The sequence below is a fragment of the Nocardia sp. genome, from assembly GCF_025465275.1.
Taxonomy (GTDB): domain Bacteria; phylum Actinomycetota; class Actinomycetes; order Mycobacteriales; family Mycobacteriaceae; genus Nocardia.
This window is the reverse complement of record NZ_JAODNK010000162.1, coordinates 1-15,595: the sequence shown is the minus strand read 5'-3', so window position 1 is coordinate 15,595 and position 15,595 is coordinate 1. Positions and strand designations below refer to the sequence as shown.

Below are 15,595 nucleotides of genomic sequence, written 5' to 3'. Positions count from 1 at the left end.
GCTTCGGGGCTCCGGGAATACCGGCCTTGGTCTGGGTGGAGACTGCCAAGATGCGTCCTTCCAGCACCTCACGCGCGTCGCGTGGTGGTCCGCGACCGTCGCTTGTCTGCTACGAATTCCGCTGGTAGCACCCGAACGAAACCCGAACAGCAGACAACGGAAGTAACACCGGAAGGTGGAACTTTCGACGATGCGATCAAGGTATGGACAGGAGGCAGCCAGCGCAACGTCCAAAACTACACCCAAACCTACGGGGGTGTCAAAGTACCACCCGTGGTGAACCCCGGAGGGCTAACGCGCCGAAGCGTGTCGTGGCGGTAACCACACCGCCCTGCGGTGAGCCAGGTCACCGCACAGCGGCCGATCCAGCACCGCACGGCGGTGAGATCGGGTACCGCTCAGCGACGCTGTCACGCCGTCTGCCGACTGGCTTCGCTTCCCGCTGGCTGCGTTCCTCGAGGGCCTAGTCGGCGTCTGGTTCCCCTGTGACAGCCGCCGCTGTTGTGAATAGCGTGACGGGTCGGACGAAACTCGTCAAGTGGCGCGAGAAGTTGACAAACCCCGAGTTCGCCTGCCACGCCACAAGATCAGCGGCATTTTCTGCCTCCGCTTCGCTCCGGCGGGTTCGCGGCCCTGGGAGTCTCGTTCTTCCCTCCCTCCGCTCCTCCGCTTCGCTCCCCCGCTCCACTCAGTCCAGAACGAGACGGGCCACGAACTTGGGGTGTGCGCCTCGACGGGGAGCGGCCCCGCTCAAAGCGACACGAGGCACGTTGAACACCGCTTATTTGTCGGCGATCTCCGAGGCCAGCCAGTGGCCGTCGACCTTCTGCATACGCAGCACGACCGGACCGGAGGCCAGCGGCTGCGGCTTACCGTCCTTGGTGGCGGTGATATTGAGGTTGACCAGCAGTTCCGCCCGGTCGCCGGAGAGCAGGGTCACACCGATCGGGTCGGTGGTGGCCTTGGTATCGGTCTGGGTCTGCTTGATCGCGTCGATACCGGTGTCGACGCCCTTGTCCTTGTCGAACTCTGCCAGCATCTTGCCGGTCAGGACCGTGCGGGCGGTAGCGCGGAACTTGTCGATGTCCTTGGCGTTGTAGCCGTAGATCGTGGCCAGGGCGTGCGCGCCCGCGGCCTTCACCTCATCGGTGGTCTTGTTGTCGACGAAGGCATGATTGCCGTCGTCCACACCGGGACGCAGCGCACCCACGACGGCGACGGCCGCGAGCAGCACCGCCACACCCCCGCACAGGATGGCGGTGCGCCAGGTACGCCAGAATTCGCCCGGTCCGCGCTGGGGCTTCGCGGGCGGGGTCTTCGACAGGCTGGGACCGCGCTGGGCCGCGCCGGAGCGCGTCCGGTCGCCGCGGGTACGCGCGGAAGTGCTACTGCCACGCGGGGTTTCGGTGCTGCGGACGTCAGCGGCGGTGGTGCGGGTGCCGGAGCTGCGCTGGGCGGCCGGGCGGCGCTTCGGGCTGACGCGATTGACGGGGCGTTTGTTGGCCATGATCGCGATCTCCTAGTTGCCCGGCTGCGGCGGCGTGGACGGCTGCGGCGCGGTGGTGGACGGCGGGGCGGCGGCGGGCTGGCCGGAGTTCAGCTGCACGGGTTCGCCGAGGTTCTGCGCCTTCTCCGCCTTCCAGGTGTCACCCACCTTCACCATGTCCAGCGTCCAGGACTGCAGGAAGGTCGCGGGCTGCGTGCCGGGCCAGCTGCGGGTGATCTTGAGGACCACGAAGGCGCCGGCGTGATCGCGCTCGGAGTTCAGCGAGGTGAGCGAGGAGCCCTCGACGGTCGACTCCATGCGGGTCTTGGCATCGGTGACCTGCTGCTTGAGCGAATCCAGATCCTTGGTCTGCTCATCGTGCAGATCACCGGTGGTGGAGGAGATCATGTTCTTCAGCGAACCGTCGACATCGTCGGGATTGAACGACATGAGGTTCATCGCGGCCTGCCGGGCATCGGTGAGCGCGGCATCGCGGGCCTCGGCGCGCGGCCGGTCGTGCATATAGCCACCCACGATCCAGGTGCCGCCGAACCAGGCGGCGGCGACAGCGGCGACCACCAGCAGCGCGATCGAACTCAGGGTGACGGCCTTGCGGGTGTCGAAACCAGCGGCCGCCTCGGATTCGCCTGCGGCAGAATCGGATTCAGCGGTAGCGCCGCGGCCGCCCGGCTTACCGGATACGGTAGTCACAGCGTCGGAATCGATGACCTCGGTGTCGGACCCGTCCGTCGCGATGACCTCGGTATCGGACTCGCCGACAGCCTCGGAATCATCCGCGGCGGCGTCGGACTTCGTTTCGGTGACGGTGCCGGACTCGCCGGAAACAGCGGTCTCGGGCGTCCCGCCAGCATCGGAGCTCGACTCCGGGTGGCCCTCGTCGGCCGACACGTCGGTCGGCTTGTCGAGATCGACCCCCTGGTTGCTGTCCTTTTGCTGGCTCACGCCGACACCATACTTTCCTCTCCGCGCCGAACCACGTCGGCTGTGCGCATTACCACGCTTCGGACGAGCGCCACCGGGGCTTCGGTGGTGCTCGTTTCCGTGCTCGGCGCCGCGCCAGGCCGGATTCCGGCCGTGCGCGTCATCGCTTGGGTGTCACGCCCATCAGGGTGGCCAGCTGGGTCGCGACGGGGTTCAGATTGAGCTTCTCCGGGTCGGTCTTGGGCTTGTCGTCCCACGGCTGCGCCACACTCGGATCGGCCAGTTCGGCCCGCGCCCCGCCGCGCACCGCGGTGTCACTGCCTTGGGGCGCAGTGCATTTCGCGTCGGTGTTGAACGGGAAGTCGTCGCGGGTGTCGTCGAACTTGGGGTTCTGCGCCTTCATCTGGTCGATGATCGCCTGGGTGCCCTCGTAGCCGACGGTACAGGCGGACGGGTTGTTGGTTTCCAGCACCAGGCCGAAGTGGGTGGTGCCGTCACCGGGAGCCGTCGCCGAAGCTCCGATCGAGAGCAGCGGCAGCATCTGCAGCACCGGGCCGAGCGCGTAGAACTTCGGCGAGATGGCCACCAGCAGTGTGCGCAGATTGGTGAGGTCCTGGGTGAGCGCGGGACCGCTCTCCTTGAGCAGACTGGAGATCTGGCTGCCCGCATCGGTGCCGGTGCCGATGAGCCGGCGAATATCCGGATCACTGGATTTGAGCTGTGCGGTGAGCTTGTCCAGGCCGTCACTGAAGTTCAGGATGGCCGGACCCTGCTCGGCCTGGGTGGCCAGCACGCTGCGGGCATCCCGGATCAGGGCGAGGGTCTGCGGCAGTGATTCCACGCCGGTGGCGGTGAACTTGTTGAGCGAGTCGATCAGCACCCGCAGATCATTTCCCTTGCCGTCGAACGCCTTGCCCAGTTCCGTCACGGTGGTGCTGAGCGCCGCCAGATCGGTGGTCTTCGCGAAGTTGTCGACGCTGGCGAGCAGGTCCTCGACGTGAATGGGCAGCGTCGCGCCGACGATGACCGAACCGTCCTTCAGATACGGCGAACCATTGCTGGTCGGCTGCAGGTCCACGTACTGCTCGCCGATGGCGGAGCGGTCGGCGACCACGGCCTTGGCGCTCGCGGGCACCTTCGGCTTACCGGAATCCATTTCGAGCGTGACCACCACACCGTCGGGCGTGATGTCGAGATTGCCGACCCGGCCGACGGGCACACCCCGGTAGGAGACCTCGGCGCCCTTGGACAGGTTGCCGGTCTCCGGCATCTGCAGGGTGACCTTGTAGAGGCCGAAGCCGAGCAGATTGTTCAGTCGCACGTACTTGGCGCCGACGAAGCTGACGCCCAGTACCGCGATGATCACGAACAGAATCAGCTGGTTGCGTACCAGACGGCTCATCGCGGACCACCCACTCCCAGCTGTTGCAGGATCGATCCCAGCGGATCGGTCGGTCCGGGCTGGTCCGTGGGACGCGCCACGGTGGGCGGCAGCGGCAGCAGCGAGATGGTGGGCCAGCCGCCGCGCGGGCCGTTGCCGTTGTAGTACGGGTTGGTCGGATCGACGTTCACCTGCCGGCCGTTCGGCGGCAGGTACACCGGATCCGGTTTGCCCACACCGAGATTCGACAGCAGCGTGCCGACCTGGAGATCGACCGACAGGAAGGTGTTGACCTGACCGCCGAAGGAGGACTTGATGGCCTCGTCCGGGAACGGATAGGTCGGGATGAGCGGGAAGGCGGTCACCAGATCGTCCGCGGACGCACCGAGCGCCTGCAAGGTGGGCCGCAGCGAGCTGAGGTCCTGGATCAGGTTGTCCTTGGAGTGATCGAGCACGTCGAATCCGGCCTGGCCCACCCGATCCAGCTGACCGAGCAACTGAATCAGTTGCGGCCGTTGCTCGTTCAGGATCTTGATGCCCTGCGGCAGTTCGTCGAGGACCTTGCTGATCTGCTCGGTCTGGGCGCCGACCCGGGTGCTGAGGGTGTCGAGCTTGTCCAGCGCGCGGGTGATGTCGTCGACCTGATCGTTGAGGCCGCTGATCAGTGTGTTCGCCTGCTCGAGCAGCGAGCGCACCTTGTTGTCGCGGCCGTCGAGCGCCTTGTTCAGCTCCGAGACGATGGGCTGCAGCTGCGCCACGCCACCGCCGTTGAGCAGCAGCGAGAGTGCGCCGAGCACCTGCTCGACCTCGGTGGCCGTGCGGGTGTTCTCGACCTTGATGGTCGAGCCGTCCTTCAGCCGTTCGGCGTCGGGAGCGGTTGCCGGTGCGGACAATTCGATGAACTTCTCACCGAGCAGATTGGTCTGCTTCACCTCGGCCCGGGCATTGAGGGGCAGGTTCACGGAGGAATTGACCACGGCCTTGATGCTGGCGGTCCAGCCGTCCGGCGCGAGTTCGATCTTGTCCACCCGGCCCACGGCCACACCGTCGACCTTGACGCTCGACTGCGGCACCAGATCCAGCACATCGGAGAAGCGGATATCCAGGTGCATGGGGTGATCGCCCACACTGGCGCCACCGGGCAGCGGCACGCCGTACACGCCGGTGCCACAACCGCTCACCAGCAGCGTCACCGCGCCGATGCTCGTGGCCAGCACACCGATTCGAGAGGCTTTCATCGCTGTCCACCTCCCTGCGACGGCGGCTGCTGATCGGACGGGACACCGGGGACGGTTCCGGGCGCCACATTGCGCTGCTCGTTGTCACCGCTGAGGATGCCGAACGGCAGGATCAGCGACGGCGTCTTGACACCCGCCGCGAGCTGATCGGTGATGATGCCGCAATTGTCGAGAATCGGCTTGAGCTGCTGCGAGATGGCGTCGAACTTCGGATCGCCCGGCCGCAGCTTGCCCAGATCCAGCAGCTTGCAGATGGTCCCGAACGGGTTCTGCAGATCGGTGAAGTTGGGCCGCATATCGAGCGTGCCGGTCTCACCGTTGTGCACATTGATCAGGTTGCTCAGCGCGGTCGGAATGAGCGGCAGCGCCTTCGCCAGATCGTCGCGCTGATCGGCGAGGGTCTTGGTCAGCGAGGTCAGCGCATCCGCGTTGTTCTGCACCAGTTCTCGATTGTTGTCGATGAACCGGGCCACATCACCGAGCGCGACCGACAGCAGATTCAGCGCGTCACCGAGATCGCGGCGCTCGTCGGACAGGAATCCGGCCAGCGAGGACAGCTGCGTATTGAAAGTCCGCACCTGCGAGTCGTTGTCGGCCAGCATCTGCACGAACTTCTGCAGATTCTTCACGGTGTCGAAGATGTCCGTGCGCGAATCCGACAGGGTGGCAGCGGCTTTGGACAGCTGCGTGAAGCTGTTGCCGAGCGCGTCACCATTGCCCGCGAGGTTCTGCGAGGCGGTGCGGGCCAGATCGTTCACCGCGCCGTCCTTGTTGGCGCCGTTGGGGCCCAAGGCATCCGAGAGCTGGGTGATGCTCTTGTAGAGCCGGTCCACCTCCACCGGGGTGGCGGTGCGGTCCTTCGGGATGGTGGCATTGCGCCCCATCTTCGGACCGCTCTTGTAGGCGGGCGCGAGCTGGATGTACCGGTCCGAGACGACCGACGGCGTGATCTGCGCGGCCTTGGCCTCGGCGGGGACGTCGTACTTGCGGTCCACCGACATGACGACCTTGACCTGCTCGCCCTCCGGCGTCACCGAATCGACCGAACCCACCGGCACGCCGAGGATGCGGACGTCCGACCCCTCGTAGATGCCGACGGACTTGTCGAAGTACGCGGTGATGGTGGTGGTGTTGAGCTTGTCGATCCCCCACCACGCCACGCCGGCCAGCAGGACCGCCGCGACGGCCACTCCGGCGATGATCTTGCTCTTGGTGCTGGTCGCAGCCAGAGACTTCAGCGGATTCGCCATTGCTAGCCTCCCATCTTTCGGATCGGCGGACGGTCGCCCGGAATATCGGGCAGGGCGGGCGGAATCAGGTTGGTGATCACCGCGTCGAACCAGCGGCCGGTGCCCAGCACGTTCGCGTACAAGCCGTAGAACGGGGCGGCCAGGGTGAGCGTCTTGGAGATGTTCGCCTGGTTGGCATTGAGCATGTCGATCGTCTTTTTGAGATTCGTCAGCGCCGGGCCGATCTGCTCCTCGTTGTCGTGCACCAGCGCTGTCAGTTCGGCCGCAATGGTTTTCGCACCGGTGAGCAATTGCGCGATGGACTGCTGACGCACATTCAACTCGGCGAGCAACTGCCCGCCATTGCCGATCAACCGCTCGAATTCGGCATTGCGATCGGCCAGCACCTGGGAGGTCTTCTTGGTCGCGCCGAACAGCTTCTTCAGCTGATCGTCACGCTTGGCCAGCGACTCCGACAGGCGCGCGACGCCGTCGATGGAGCCGCGAATATCCCCAGGCGTTTCCGAGAAGGCATCCGACAGCACCCGGAAACTCTGGGCCAGCTGCGCGGTATCGGTGTTCTCGATATCGGAGGCGGCATCACTGAAAGCATCCACCACGTCGTACGGAGACACCGTGCGCGCCAAGGGAATCGTCTTGCCCGGATCGGCGGCGCCGGAACCCTTGGGATCCAGCGACAGGTACTTCTGCCCGAGCAGCGTCTTGATCTGGATGGATGCGGTGGTCTCGTCGCCGATCCACGCATCCTGGGTGCGGAATTCCACCAGCACCTTGTCGCCCTCCAGGCCGACATCCTGCACCTGACCGACCTTCACGCCGGCGATACGCACCTCATCACCCTTGCGCAGGCCGGCGGCCTCGGAGAATTCGGCGCTGTATTTGGTGCCGGCCGCCAGAATCGGCAGTTTGTCGAGGCCGAATGCGGCCACCGTCACCAAAAGCACCAGGAGCAGGCCCAATCCGCCCATGAACGCCGGACTGCGTTTACCGAGTACTGCCCGATCGTCCATCAGCGATCCCCGCCCTTCCCGTGGCAGCGCGGAGCCGGATTCGTGTAGATCGGCTGATTGACCGTCGGCAAACCGGTAATCGCCGGGGGCAGATTGAGCTGCGGCGCATCGGCCGTGCCCGGTCCCGCGACGATATCGATCCCGCAGAGGTAGAACTGGAACCAGGAGCCGTAACTGGCGGCCCGGCCCAGCTTGTCCATCTTGATGGGCAGATTGGCCAGACCCTCGTTGACCTCGTCGGACCGGCTGTTCAGCGTGCCGGTCAACTGGTTCAGGCCCGCGATGGCGCCCTGCAGATTCGGCCGCACCGGCACCAGCAGGTCGGAGGTGGCCTCCGCCAGATTGCCGAGCGAGCTGATGGCCGAGCCGATGGTGCCGCGATCGGCATTGAGGCCGGTGACCAGCGCCTCGGTATTGACGATCAGCGCGTCCAGCTGGCCGTCGTGCTGATTGACGGCGTCCAGCACGGCATTCAGGTTCTTGACCACCGCACCGATGACCGCATCCTTGTCGGCGATCTTGTTGGTGAGCGAGGCGGTAGTGGAGACCAGATCCCTGATCGTCCCCTTCTCGCCCTGGAAGACCTGAATGATGTTGTAGGACAGCTTGTTCACATCATCGGCGGTGAGCGTCTGGAACAGCGGCCGGAAGCCGTTGAACAGCTCGGTCAGATTCAGCGCCGGCTTGGTGCGCTCCAGCGGGATGGTGGCGCCCTTGTTGATCTTGCGCCCCTGCTCGCCGGTGCCCTGCTCCAGCGCGATGTAGCGCTGCCCCACCAGGTTCCGGTACTTGATGGCCGCGGTGGTGGAGGCCGGCAGCGACGAGCGATCGGTCAGCTCGAACTCCACGTTCGCCAGCCGCTTGTCCACGATCGTCACATTGGTGACCTTGCCGACGCGCACACCGGCGATCCGAATCTCGTCACCCTTGTTCAGGGAGGTCACATCGGTGAAGCGGGCATTGAACTTGGTGCCGCCGCCGCTGTAGTTGGCGATGGTCAGCGCCAGGATGCCGGTGGCCAGCACCGTCACCACGATGAAGACCACCAGTTTCGTCAGCGTCCCGCCGAGGCCGCGCAGGGTATCCCTCATCGGATCGCCACCTCACTGCCGCGGAAGGCCGGGGCCGCGATGCGGGAAATCCAGCCGGGCACCTGGTCCGGCGAAACACCCTGGGCGGCACCGTAGATCGTGTTCAGCGTCTGCTGCTCCTGCGGAGATCCGGCAGTGGTCGGCGTCTGCGGGCCGAACACCTTGTACTGCGGCGCGGGCATGATGCCGATGCCCTGGTCACCCGGGGTGCGACTCGGCGGCTGGTAGGAGCCGTCGTTCGCGGAACCGTCGGTGTACTGGCCCGGGTCCGTACCCAGCGGGTACTCCGGAATGCACAGTGCGCCACGGGGATCGAACCAGCGCGGCTCGTCCTGATTGGGGACATAGCGGCCGCGATCGTTGACGATCTCGATCGTCACGCGCGAACCCGGCAGGTCGGTGCCCTTACCGAAGATGTCGTCGATGCGCGGCTTCATCTGCGCGAAGTTCTTCAGTGCGCAGGTGTAGCCGGGCGAGTACTTCGCGAGCGCCTCGAGGGCGGGCCGCGAATCGGCCGCCACATCGATGATGTTGTCGCGGTTGGCCACCAGGAAGTCGGCCAGCGCCGACGAGCTCGGGGTCAGCGTCGCGAGCAAGGTGTCGATCTGCGAACGCTTCTGCACGATGGTCGCATTGGTGGTGCGCAGATTGTCCAGCGCGTCCACCAGCTGCGGGGCCGCATCGGAGTAGACGGTAGCCACATCGGCGAAGCTCTTCAGATCCTGCTGCAGCGTGGGCAGTTCGGTATTGACCTGGGTGAAGATGTCATCGAGACGATCGATGGTCTTGCCCAGCTCCTCGCCTTGGCCCTGCAGCGCCTGCGAGACCGCGCCCAGCGTGGACGAGAGGTACTGCGGCGGAACGGCTTGCAGCAGCGGCAGCAGATGATCCAGCAGCTGGCTCACCTCGATGGCGTGACCGCTGGTGTCCTGGTGCAGGGTCATACCGGCGGTCAGGTGCTGACTGTCGGGCTGCTCCGGCCACATCAGATCGACGTAGCGCTCACCGAAAAGCGTCTTCGGGAGCAGCCGCGCGGTCACATTGGCCGGAATCTTGTCGGCCTTCGCCGGATCGATGGCCAGGTCCAGTTTGACCTGATGCCCGTCGTAGGAGCTGGAGCGCACCTCGCCGACCAGGACGCCGCGCACCTTCACATCCGCATTGCGGGTCAAGGCGTTTCCGACGGTATCGGTCAGCAGATTCACCCGCACCGTCTCGACGAACTGCTTGTTGTAGATGGCGATGGTGGTCCACAGGAACAGCGCCACCACGACGAAGAACAGCACACCCAGGGTGCGGGAGCGCAGCTTCTCCGTCGAGCGCCAGAACTCCACCCGCTGCGGATTGCTCATGCTGTCTCCATCCGGGATGAGCGGGCGCCCTGCGTGGTTACGCAAGCTGCCGCCTCCGGGCGCTGACCGCTCATCCCGCCACCCGCACCGTCGTGGTCGTGCCCCAAATCGCAAGGCTGAGGAAGAAATCGAGCACATTGATCAGCACGATCGCGGCACGCACCGCGCGGCCCACGGCCACACCGACACCCGCCGGACCGCCGGTGGCATTGAAGCCGTAGTAGCAGTGCACCAGGATGATGACGAACGCGAAGACGAGCACCTTCAGGAACGAATAGATGACGTCTTCGGGTGGCAGGAACAGGCTGAAGTAGTGGTCATACGATCCACTCGATTGCCCGTTGAAATAGATGCTGATCAACCGCGAGGCCACATACGTGCCGAGCAGGCCGACGATGTACAGCGGGATAACCGCCACGAAGCCCGCGATTACGCGCGTGGTGACCAGGAACGGCACACCCGGCACCGCCATCACCTCGAGCGCGTCGATCTCCTCGGAGATGCGCATGGCGCCCAGCTGCGCGGTGAAACCACAACCGACCGTTGCCGAGAGTGCCAGCGCCGCAACCAGGGGCGCGAGTTCACGCGTATTGATGTAGCCGGTCAGGAAGCCGGTGAGCACACCACTGCCGAGCGAGTCGAGAGCCTTGAAGCCCTGCAGGCCGACCACCACACCCACCGAGGCGGACATGAAGACGATGACGCCGATGGTGCCGCCGATGACCGCCAGCGCACCCGAACCGAAGGTCACCTCGGCCAGCAGCCGCATGACCTCCTTGCGGTAGTGCACAACGGTTCTCGGGATCCACGCGATCGCTCTCGCGTAGAAGGACATCTGATCGCCGGCCCGGTCGACCAGGTTCACCGGCGCTTTGAGCACACCGGTCACCCGGCGCGCCGACCGGGAGAAAACGGTGGAGCGCGTGGAAACGACCATGGATCACGCGCCCTTGGCCGGGACGACCTGAAGATAAATCAGGGTCAGCACCAAGTTCAGGAAGAACAACACCAGGAACGTGATCACCACGGACTGGTTCACCGCGTCACCTACACCTTTCGGGCCACCCTTGGGATGCAAACCCTTGTACGCGGCGATGACGCCCGCGACGAGTCCGAAGATCAGGGCCTTGATCTCACCGATCCAGAGGTCCGGGAGCTGCGCCAGCGCGGAGAACGAAGCCAGATAGGCGCCGGGCGTACCGCCCTGCAGGCCCACATTGAAGAAGTAACCGCCGCAGATGCCGACCACCGCGACCAAGCCGTTCATCAGCAGCGCGACCAGCATCATGCCGAGCACACGCGGAACCACAAGGCGCTGAATGGGATCGATGCCGAGGACCTCCATGGCGTCGATCTCCTCGCGAATGGTGCGCGAGCCGAGATCGGCGGCCACGGCCGAACCGGCGGCGCCCGCGATGATCAGGGCGGTCACCACCGGGGCGGCTTGCTGGACCGTTGCGAGCACGCTGGTGGCGCCGGTGAAGGACTCCGCGCCGAGCTGCTTGATGAGTGAGCCGGTCTGCAGTGCGACTACAGCGCCGAAGGGAATCGCGACCAGTGCGGCGGGGAGGATCGAGACAGACGCGATGAACCACGACTGCTCGATGAACTCCCGCACCTGGAACGGCCGGCGGAACGTCTTGCGCATAACGTCCAGAAGAAGCGCAAAAATGTTGCCGGCCTGCGCAAGACCCGACTCGACCGGGGTGCGCAGCCGTGTCAGGGTTTGATTCACGGGCGGTATGTTACCCGTTAGTCACGTTGTGTCGAGCTGTGGTGTCGAACGCACCCTGATACGCGGGCATCACCTGCGTGTCGGCGTCACCGTCCTGCTCCAGAGAGTTCCGGATCGCCTCCTGCGCGGAGGGCGGCAGGGTGTGCAGAATCTGGCGCACCCGCTCGCGACGACGGGCCACCGCCTGGCGCACCGGCATACCCGGCTGCGCCCGCATCTGCGGGATGATGCCCTCGACTTCCTCGGTGCCGCCCGCGTGGTGACCGGCGTCGACCATGGCCTGCTCGCGGGCCATCTGCGACTCGTCCTTCTCCTCGGACATGCCGATCGGACCGATCATGCGGCCGTTGAGGAACTGCTTCACCACCGGCTCGTCCGAGGTGAGCAGCACCTCGCGCGGGCCGAACATGACCAGCTGCCGGCGGAACAGCATGCCGATATTGTCGGGCACGATGCGAGCCAGGTTGATGTTGTGCGTGACGATCAGAATCGTCGCGTCGATCTGCGCATTGATATCGATGAGCAGCTGCGACAGATAGGTGGTACGCACCGGGTCCAGACCGGAGTCCGGCTCGTCGACCAGGATGATCTGCGGGTCGAGCACCAGCGCGCGAGCCAGGCCGGCACGCTTGCGCATACCACCCGAGATCTCGCCCGGCAGTTTGCCTTCCGCGCCGAGCAGGCCCGTCAGCTCGAGCTTCTCCATGACAACTTTTTTGATGTCGGATTCGCTCTTCTTGGTGTGCTCACGCAGCGGGAAAGCCACGTTGTCATACAGATTCATCGAGCCGAAGAGCGCGCCGTCCTGGAACAGGACACCGAACAGCTTGCGAATCTCGTACAGCTCCTTGTTGGAGCAGGTGGTGATATCGGTGCCATCGATGTAGATGGAGCCGCGCTCAGGGCGCAGCAAACCGATCAGAGACTTCAGAAAGACCGACTTACCGGTACCCGAGGGGCCGAGCAACGCGCTGACTTCCCCCGTCGGCAGCGTCAGTGAGACGTCCTGCCAAATACGTTGCGAACCGAATGACTTCGTGATGCCTTCGGTCCTGACCTCGACGCCCACGCCAACCTCCACAATTCTCAGAACGAGCGCCCTACTGCGGCGACTCACGAATATACGTGCGCGGTGTGGCGCATCACAGTAGGTCCGGTCACTGTATCGCATAGTGTCCGTCTCGGACACCGGTCCTGACTCGCCAGTAGAGACAATAACGAGTCAATCACAAGTAACGACATACAAAAGAGCGGCCCCCACAGGGGACCGCTCTTTCGCAGTAAGACCGGGACGGAGGCAATGCCCCCGACCGCTCCTGGGGTTTCAGGGGCGAAGCCCCTGAGAGTCCCGAGAGTTGGGAATTCTTACTTGACGGAGATCTTGGCGCCGGCCTCTTCGAGCTTGGCCTTGGCAGCCTCGGCCGCGTCCTTGTTGACCTTCTCCAGGATGGCCTTCGGAGCGCTCTCGACGAGGTCCTTGGCTTCCTTCAGGCCCAGGCCGGAGACGATCTCGCGAACGACCTTGATGACCTGGATCTTCTTGTCGCCGGCCGACTCGATGATGACATCGAACTCGTCCTGCTCTTCGGCGGCCTCGACCGGGGCAGCGCCCGCGGCGGCGACGGCGACCGGAGCGGCAGCGGTGACCTCGAACTTGTCCTCGAACGCCTTCACGAACTCGGAGAGCTCGAGCAGGGTCATGCCACTGAAGGTTTCGAGCAGCTCTTCGACGTTAGCCATGGTGGTTCCTTTCGATGGTGTTCATCGCCGCGTGAGCGGCAACGAATAGCTTTGGGGTAGTGACTTATTCAGCGTCGGCCGCGGGAGCGTCGGCAACCGGAGCGGCGGCAGCGCCACCCTCGTTCGCCTTCTTCTCCTCGAGGGCCGCGAACAGACGAGCAACCTGGTTGCCGGGGGCGGCGAACAGAGCCGCAGCCTTCGACAGGTTGCCCTTCATGGCGCCGGCCAGCTTGGCCAGCAGGACCTCGCGGGACTCCAGGTCGGCGATCCGCTCAACTTCGGCCACGGACAGCGCAACGCCGTCCATGTAGCCGCCCTTGATGATCAGCGCCTTGTTGTCCTTGGCGAAAGCCTTGAGCGCCTTCGCGGCATCGACCGGCTCACCCTTGATGAAGGTGATGGCGGTCGGACCGACGAACAAGTCATCCAGGCCTTCGATGCCCGCCTCAGCGGCGGCACGCTTGACCAGGGTGTTCTTGGCGACGGAGTAAGTGGTGCCCGCGCCGAGCGCACGACGCAGCTCGGTGATCTTGCTGACCGACAGGCCACGGTATTCCGTGACAACAGTGGCCGTCGAGGTCTTGAACTGCTCCGTGATCTCCGCTACCGCGGTGACCTTCTCGGGGTTTGCCATACTTCGCCTCCTCTCTGGATGGTCGGTTCATATATGAACTACCGATTTGCGCCAGGGGCCAGCGAAAAAGCAAACGCCCCGCGGACGCAGAGGTCCCGGGGCGTAAAAGAAACACAGCGCGAGCGAACTCGCAGTGGTTTCCCAACCTCGGCTCTCCCTGCGTGGGCCGCCAGCAATAACGCTGGACCTTCGACTGCCTCACGGCAGCAACCAACGGTCTTCGGTAGAACGATTGGGTGATCCCCGAACAAGTCGGCGACCGTGGACCAGGCTACCAGGTTGGGTAACGTTACCCAAATCGACACCCCTGTGACCTGCAACAACATCCAAAAGCGAAGGGCCGCTACAGGTTTCCCTGTAGCGGCCCTTGGTATTTCGCAAGGATCGGGGTAACTCCTGGGGTACCCCCAGAATTGTTCCCTCACCTAACCGCCCCCACGCGTGCATGAGTCCCCACGGCTCTCAGCCGTGCGCCAAAGTTCCGGGGAGGCGGCGGAGCTCAATCCTCTTCGGCGAAGTTGCGGGTGCGGTTCGGGTCCACCGGGATGCCCGGTCCGGTGTTCGTCGAGAACGTCACCTTCTTGAGGTAGCGGCCCTTCGCAGTGGAGGGCTTGACGCGCAGGATCTCGTCGAGCGCGGCGCCGTAGTTCTCCGCCAGCTTCTTGTCGTCGAAGGACGCCTTGCCGATGACGAAGTGCAGGTTGGCCTGCTTGTCGACGCGGAAGTTGATCTTGCCGCCCTTGATCTCGTTGACAGCCTTCGCCACATCGGGGGTGACGGTGCCGGTCTTCGGGTTCGGCATCAGGCCACGCGGGCCCAGCACGCGAGCGATACGACCGACCTTGGCCATCTGATCCGGGGTGGCGATGGCGGCGTCGAAGTCCAGCCAGCCGCCCTGGATGCGCTCGATCAGGTCCTCGGCGCCCACGGCGTCCGCACCGGCGGCCTCGGCCTCGGCGGCCTTGTCGCCGACGGCGAACACGATGACGCGGGCGGTCTTACCGGTGCCGTGCGGCAGGTTGACCGTGCCGCGGACCATCTGATCGGCCTTACGGGGATCGACGCCCAGACGGACGGCGACCTCGACGGTCGCGTCGGTCTTGGTGGTGGCGGTGTCCTTCGCGAGCCGCACGGCGGCCAGCGGGAGGTACAGCGCGTCGCGGTCGACCTTGGCGGCCGCCTCGAGATAAGCCTTGCTTCGTTTTGCCATGTTGTTCTGTCCTTGTCCTGGTTCAGACGTGGTTTCCGGGCCTGGCCGGCCCTCCCACGGAATGCAGCCCGCGGGCTACTTAGACGACGGTGATACCCATCGAGCGAGCGGTACCGGCGATGATCTTCGCGGCCTGCTCGATATCGTTGGCGTTCAGATCCTCGGCCTTGGTCTTCGCGATCTCACGGAGTTGGTCCTGAGTGACCGTCGCAACCTTCAGGCGATGCGGCTCAGCGGAGCCCTTCTGCACACCGGCAGCCTTGAGCAGCAGCTGCGAGGCAGGCGGCGTCTTCAGCTTGAAATCGAAAGTACGGTCTTCGTAGACCGTGATCTCGACCGGAATGATGCTGCCACGCTGCGACTCGGTCGCCGCGTTGTAGGCCTTGCAGAATTCCATGATGTTGACGCCGTGCTGACCCAGCGCGGGGCCGACGGGCGGAGCCGGATTGGCCGCACCGGCCTTGATCTGGAGCTTGATAAGCCCAGAGACCTTCTTCTTCTTCGGGGGCATCTTTCTTCCTTGGTT

General features: G+C 64.8%; 15 protein-coding genes. All 15 read right to left on the bottom strand.

The features are described from left to right. Window positions 1-781: 781 nt before the first annotated feature. Window positions 782-1,507 (bottom strand): hypothetical protein, encoded by a 726-nt coding sequence (locus JWN03_RS34595; protein ID WP_297623960.1) that lies wholly within the window; start codon window positions 1,505-1,507, stop codon window positions 782-784. A 12-nt stretch (window positions 1,508-1,519) separates the two neighbouring features. Further along, window positions 1,520-2,449, bottom strand: a complete 930-nt coding sequence (locus tag JWN03_RS34590) for a hypothetical protein (protein ID WP_297623957.1) — start codon at window positions 2,447-2,449, stop codon at window positions 1,520-1,522. Window positions 2,450-2,588: 139 nt separating this feature from the next. Beyond that, window positions 2,589-3,830: an MCE family protein gene (locus JWN03_RS34585; RefSeq protein ID WP_297623953.1), complete on the bottom strand. Its 1,242-nt coding sequence runs from the start codon at window positions 3,828-3,830 to the stop codon at window positions 2,589-2,591. Continuing rightward, window positions 3,827-5,047 carry an MCE family protein gene (locus JWN03_RS34580; RefSeq protein WP_297623950.1) on the bottom strand — a complete coding sequence of 407 codons (1,221 nt, stop codon included), beginning with the start codon at window positions 5,045-5,047 and terminating at the stop codon, window positions 3,827-3,829. The genes JWN03_RS34585 and JWN03_RS34580 overlap by 4 nt, the downstream gene beginning before the upstream one ends. Beyond that, complete coding sequence (locus JWN03_RS34575; RefSeq protein ID WP_297623947.1) at window positions 5,044-6,297, bottom strand: MCE family protein; 1,254 nt, start codon at window positions 6,295-6,297, stop codon at window positions 5,044-5,046. Before JWN03_RS34575 ends, JWN03_RS34580 begins: the two co-directional genes overlap by 4 nt. 2 nt (window positions 6,298-6,299) lie before the next feature. Beyond that, complete coding sequence (locus tag JWN03_RS34570) at window positions 6,300-7,307, bottom strand: MCE family protein (protein WP_297623944.1); 1,008 nt, start codon at window positions 7,305-7,307, stop codon at window positions 6,300-6,302. After that, window positions 7,307-8,398, bottom strand: a complete 1,092-nt coding sequence (locus JWN03_RS34565; protein WP_297623940.1) for an MCE family protein — start codon at window positions 8,396-8,398, stop codon at window positions 7,307-7,309. Before JWN03_RS34565 ends, JWN03_RS34570 begins: the two co-directional genes overlap by 1 nt. Next, window positions 8,395-9,750: an MCE family protein gene (locus JWN03_RS34560; RefSeq protein ID WP_297623937.1), complete on the bottom strand. Its 1,356-nt coding sequence runs from the start codon at window positions 9,748-9,750 to the stop codon at window positions 8,395-8,397. Before JWN03_RS34560 ends, JWN03_RS34565 begins: the two co-directional genes overlap by 4 nt. A gap of 70 nt (window positions 9,751-9,820) precedes the next feature. Then, the gene (locus JWN03_RS34555; protein WP_297623934.1) at window positions 9,821-10,687 is read right to left on the bottom strand and encodes an MlaE family ABC transporter permease; all 867 of its coding nucleotides are present in this window, start codon (window positions 10,685-10,687) and stop codon (window positions 9,821-9,823) included. Window positions 10,688-10,690: 3 nt separating this feature from the next. Beyond that, window positions 10,691-11,398 (bottom strand): MlaE family ABC transporter permease, encoded by a 708-nt coding sequence (locus JWN03_RS34550; protein WP_297623963.1) that lies wholly within the window; start codon window positions 11,396-11,398, stop codon window positions 10,691-10,693. 97 nt (window positions 11,399-11,495) lie between these two features. Further along, window positions 11,496-12,554, bottom strand: a complete 1,059-nt coding sequence (locus JWN03_RS34545) for an ABC transporter ATP-binding protein (protein ID WP_297623931.1) — start codon at window positions 12,552-12,554, stop codon at window positions 11,496-11,498. 296 nt (window positions 12,555-12,850) lie between these two features. Beyond that, window positions 12,851-13,225 (bottom strand): 50S ribosomal protein L7/L12, encoded by a 375-nt coding sequence (gene rplL, locus JWN03_RS34540; protein WP_297623928.1) that lies wholly within the window; start codon window positions 13,223-13,225, stop codon window positions 12,851-12,853. A 64-nt stretch (window positions 13,226-13,289) separates the two neighbouring features. Then, on the bottom strand, window positions 13,290-13,859 hold the full coding sequence (rplJ, locus tag JWN03_RS34535) for a 50S ribosomal protein L10 (RefSeq protein WP_297623926.1): 570 nt from the start codon (window positions 13,857-13,859) through the stop codon (window positions 13,290-13,292). A gap of 499 nt (window positions 13,860-14,358) precedes the next feature. Further along, on the bottom strand, window positions 14,359-15,069 hold the full coding sequence (rplA, locus tag JWN03_RS34530; RefSeq protein WP_297623923.1) for a 50S ribosomal protein L1: 711 nt from the start codon (window positions 15,067-15,069) through the stop codon (window positions 14,359-14,361). A gap of 79 nt (window positions 15,070-15,148) precedes the next feature. Then, a complete protein-coding gene (gene rplK / locus JWN03_RS34525) occupies window positions 15,149-15,580 on the bottom strand; it encodes a 50S ribosomal protein L11 (protein WP_297623920.1) in 432 nt (143 codons plus the stop codon). Between the last annotated feature and the right edge of the window lie 15 nt (window positions 15,581-15,595).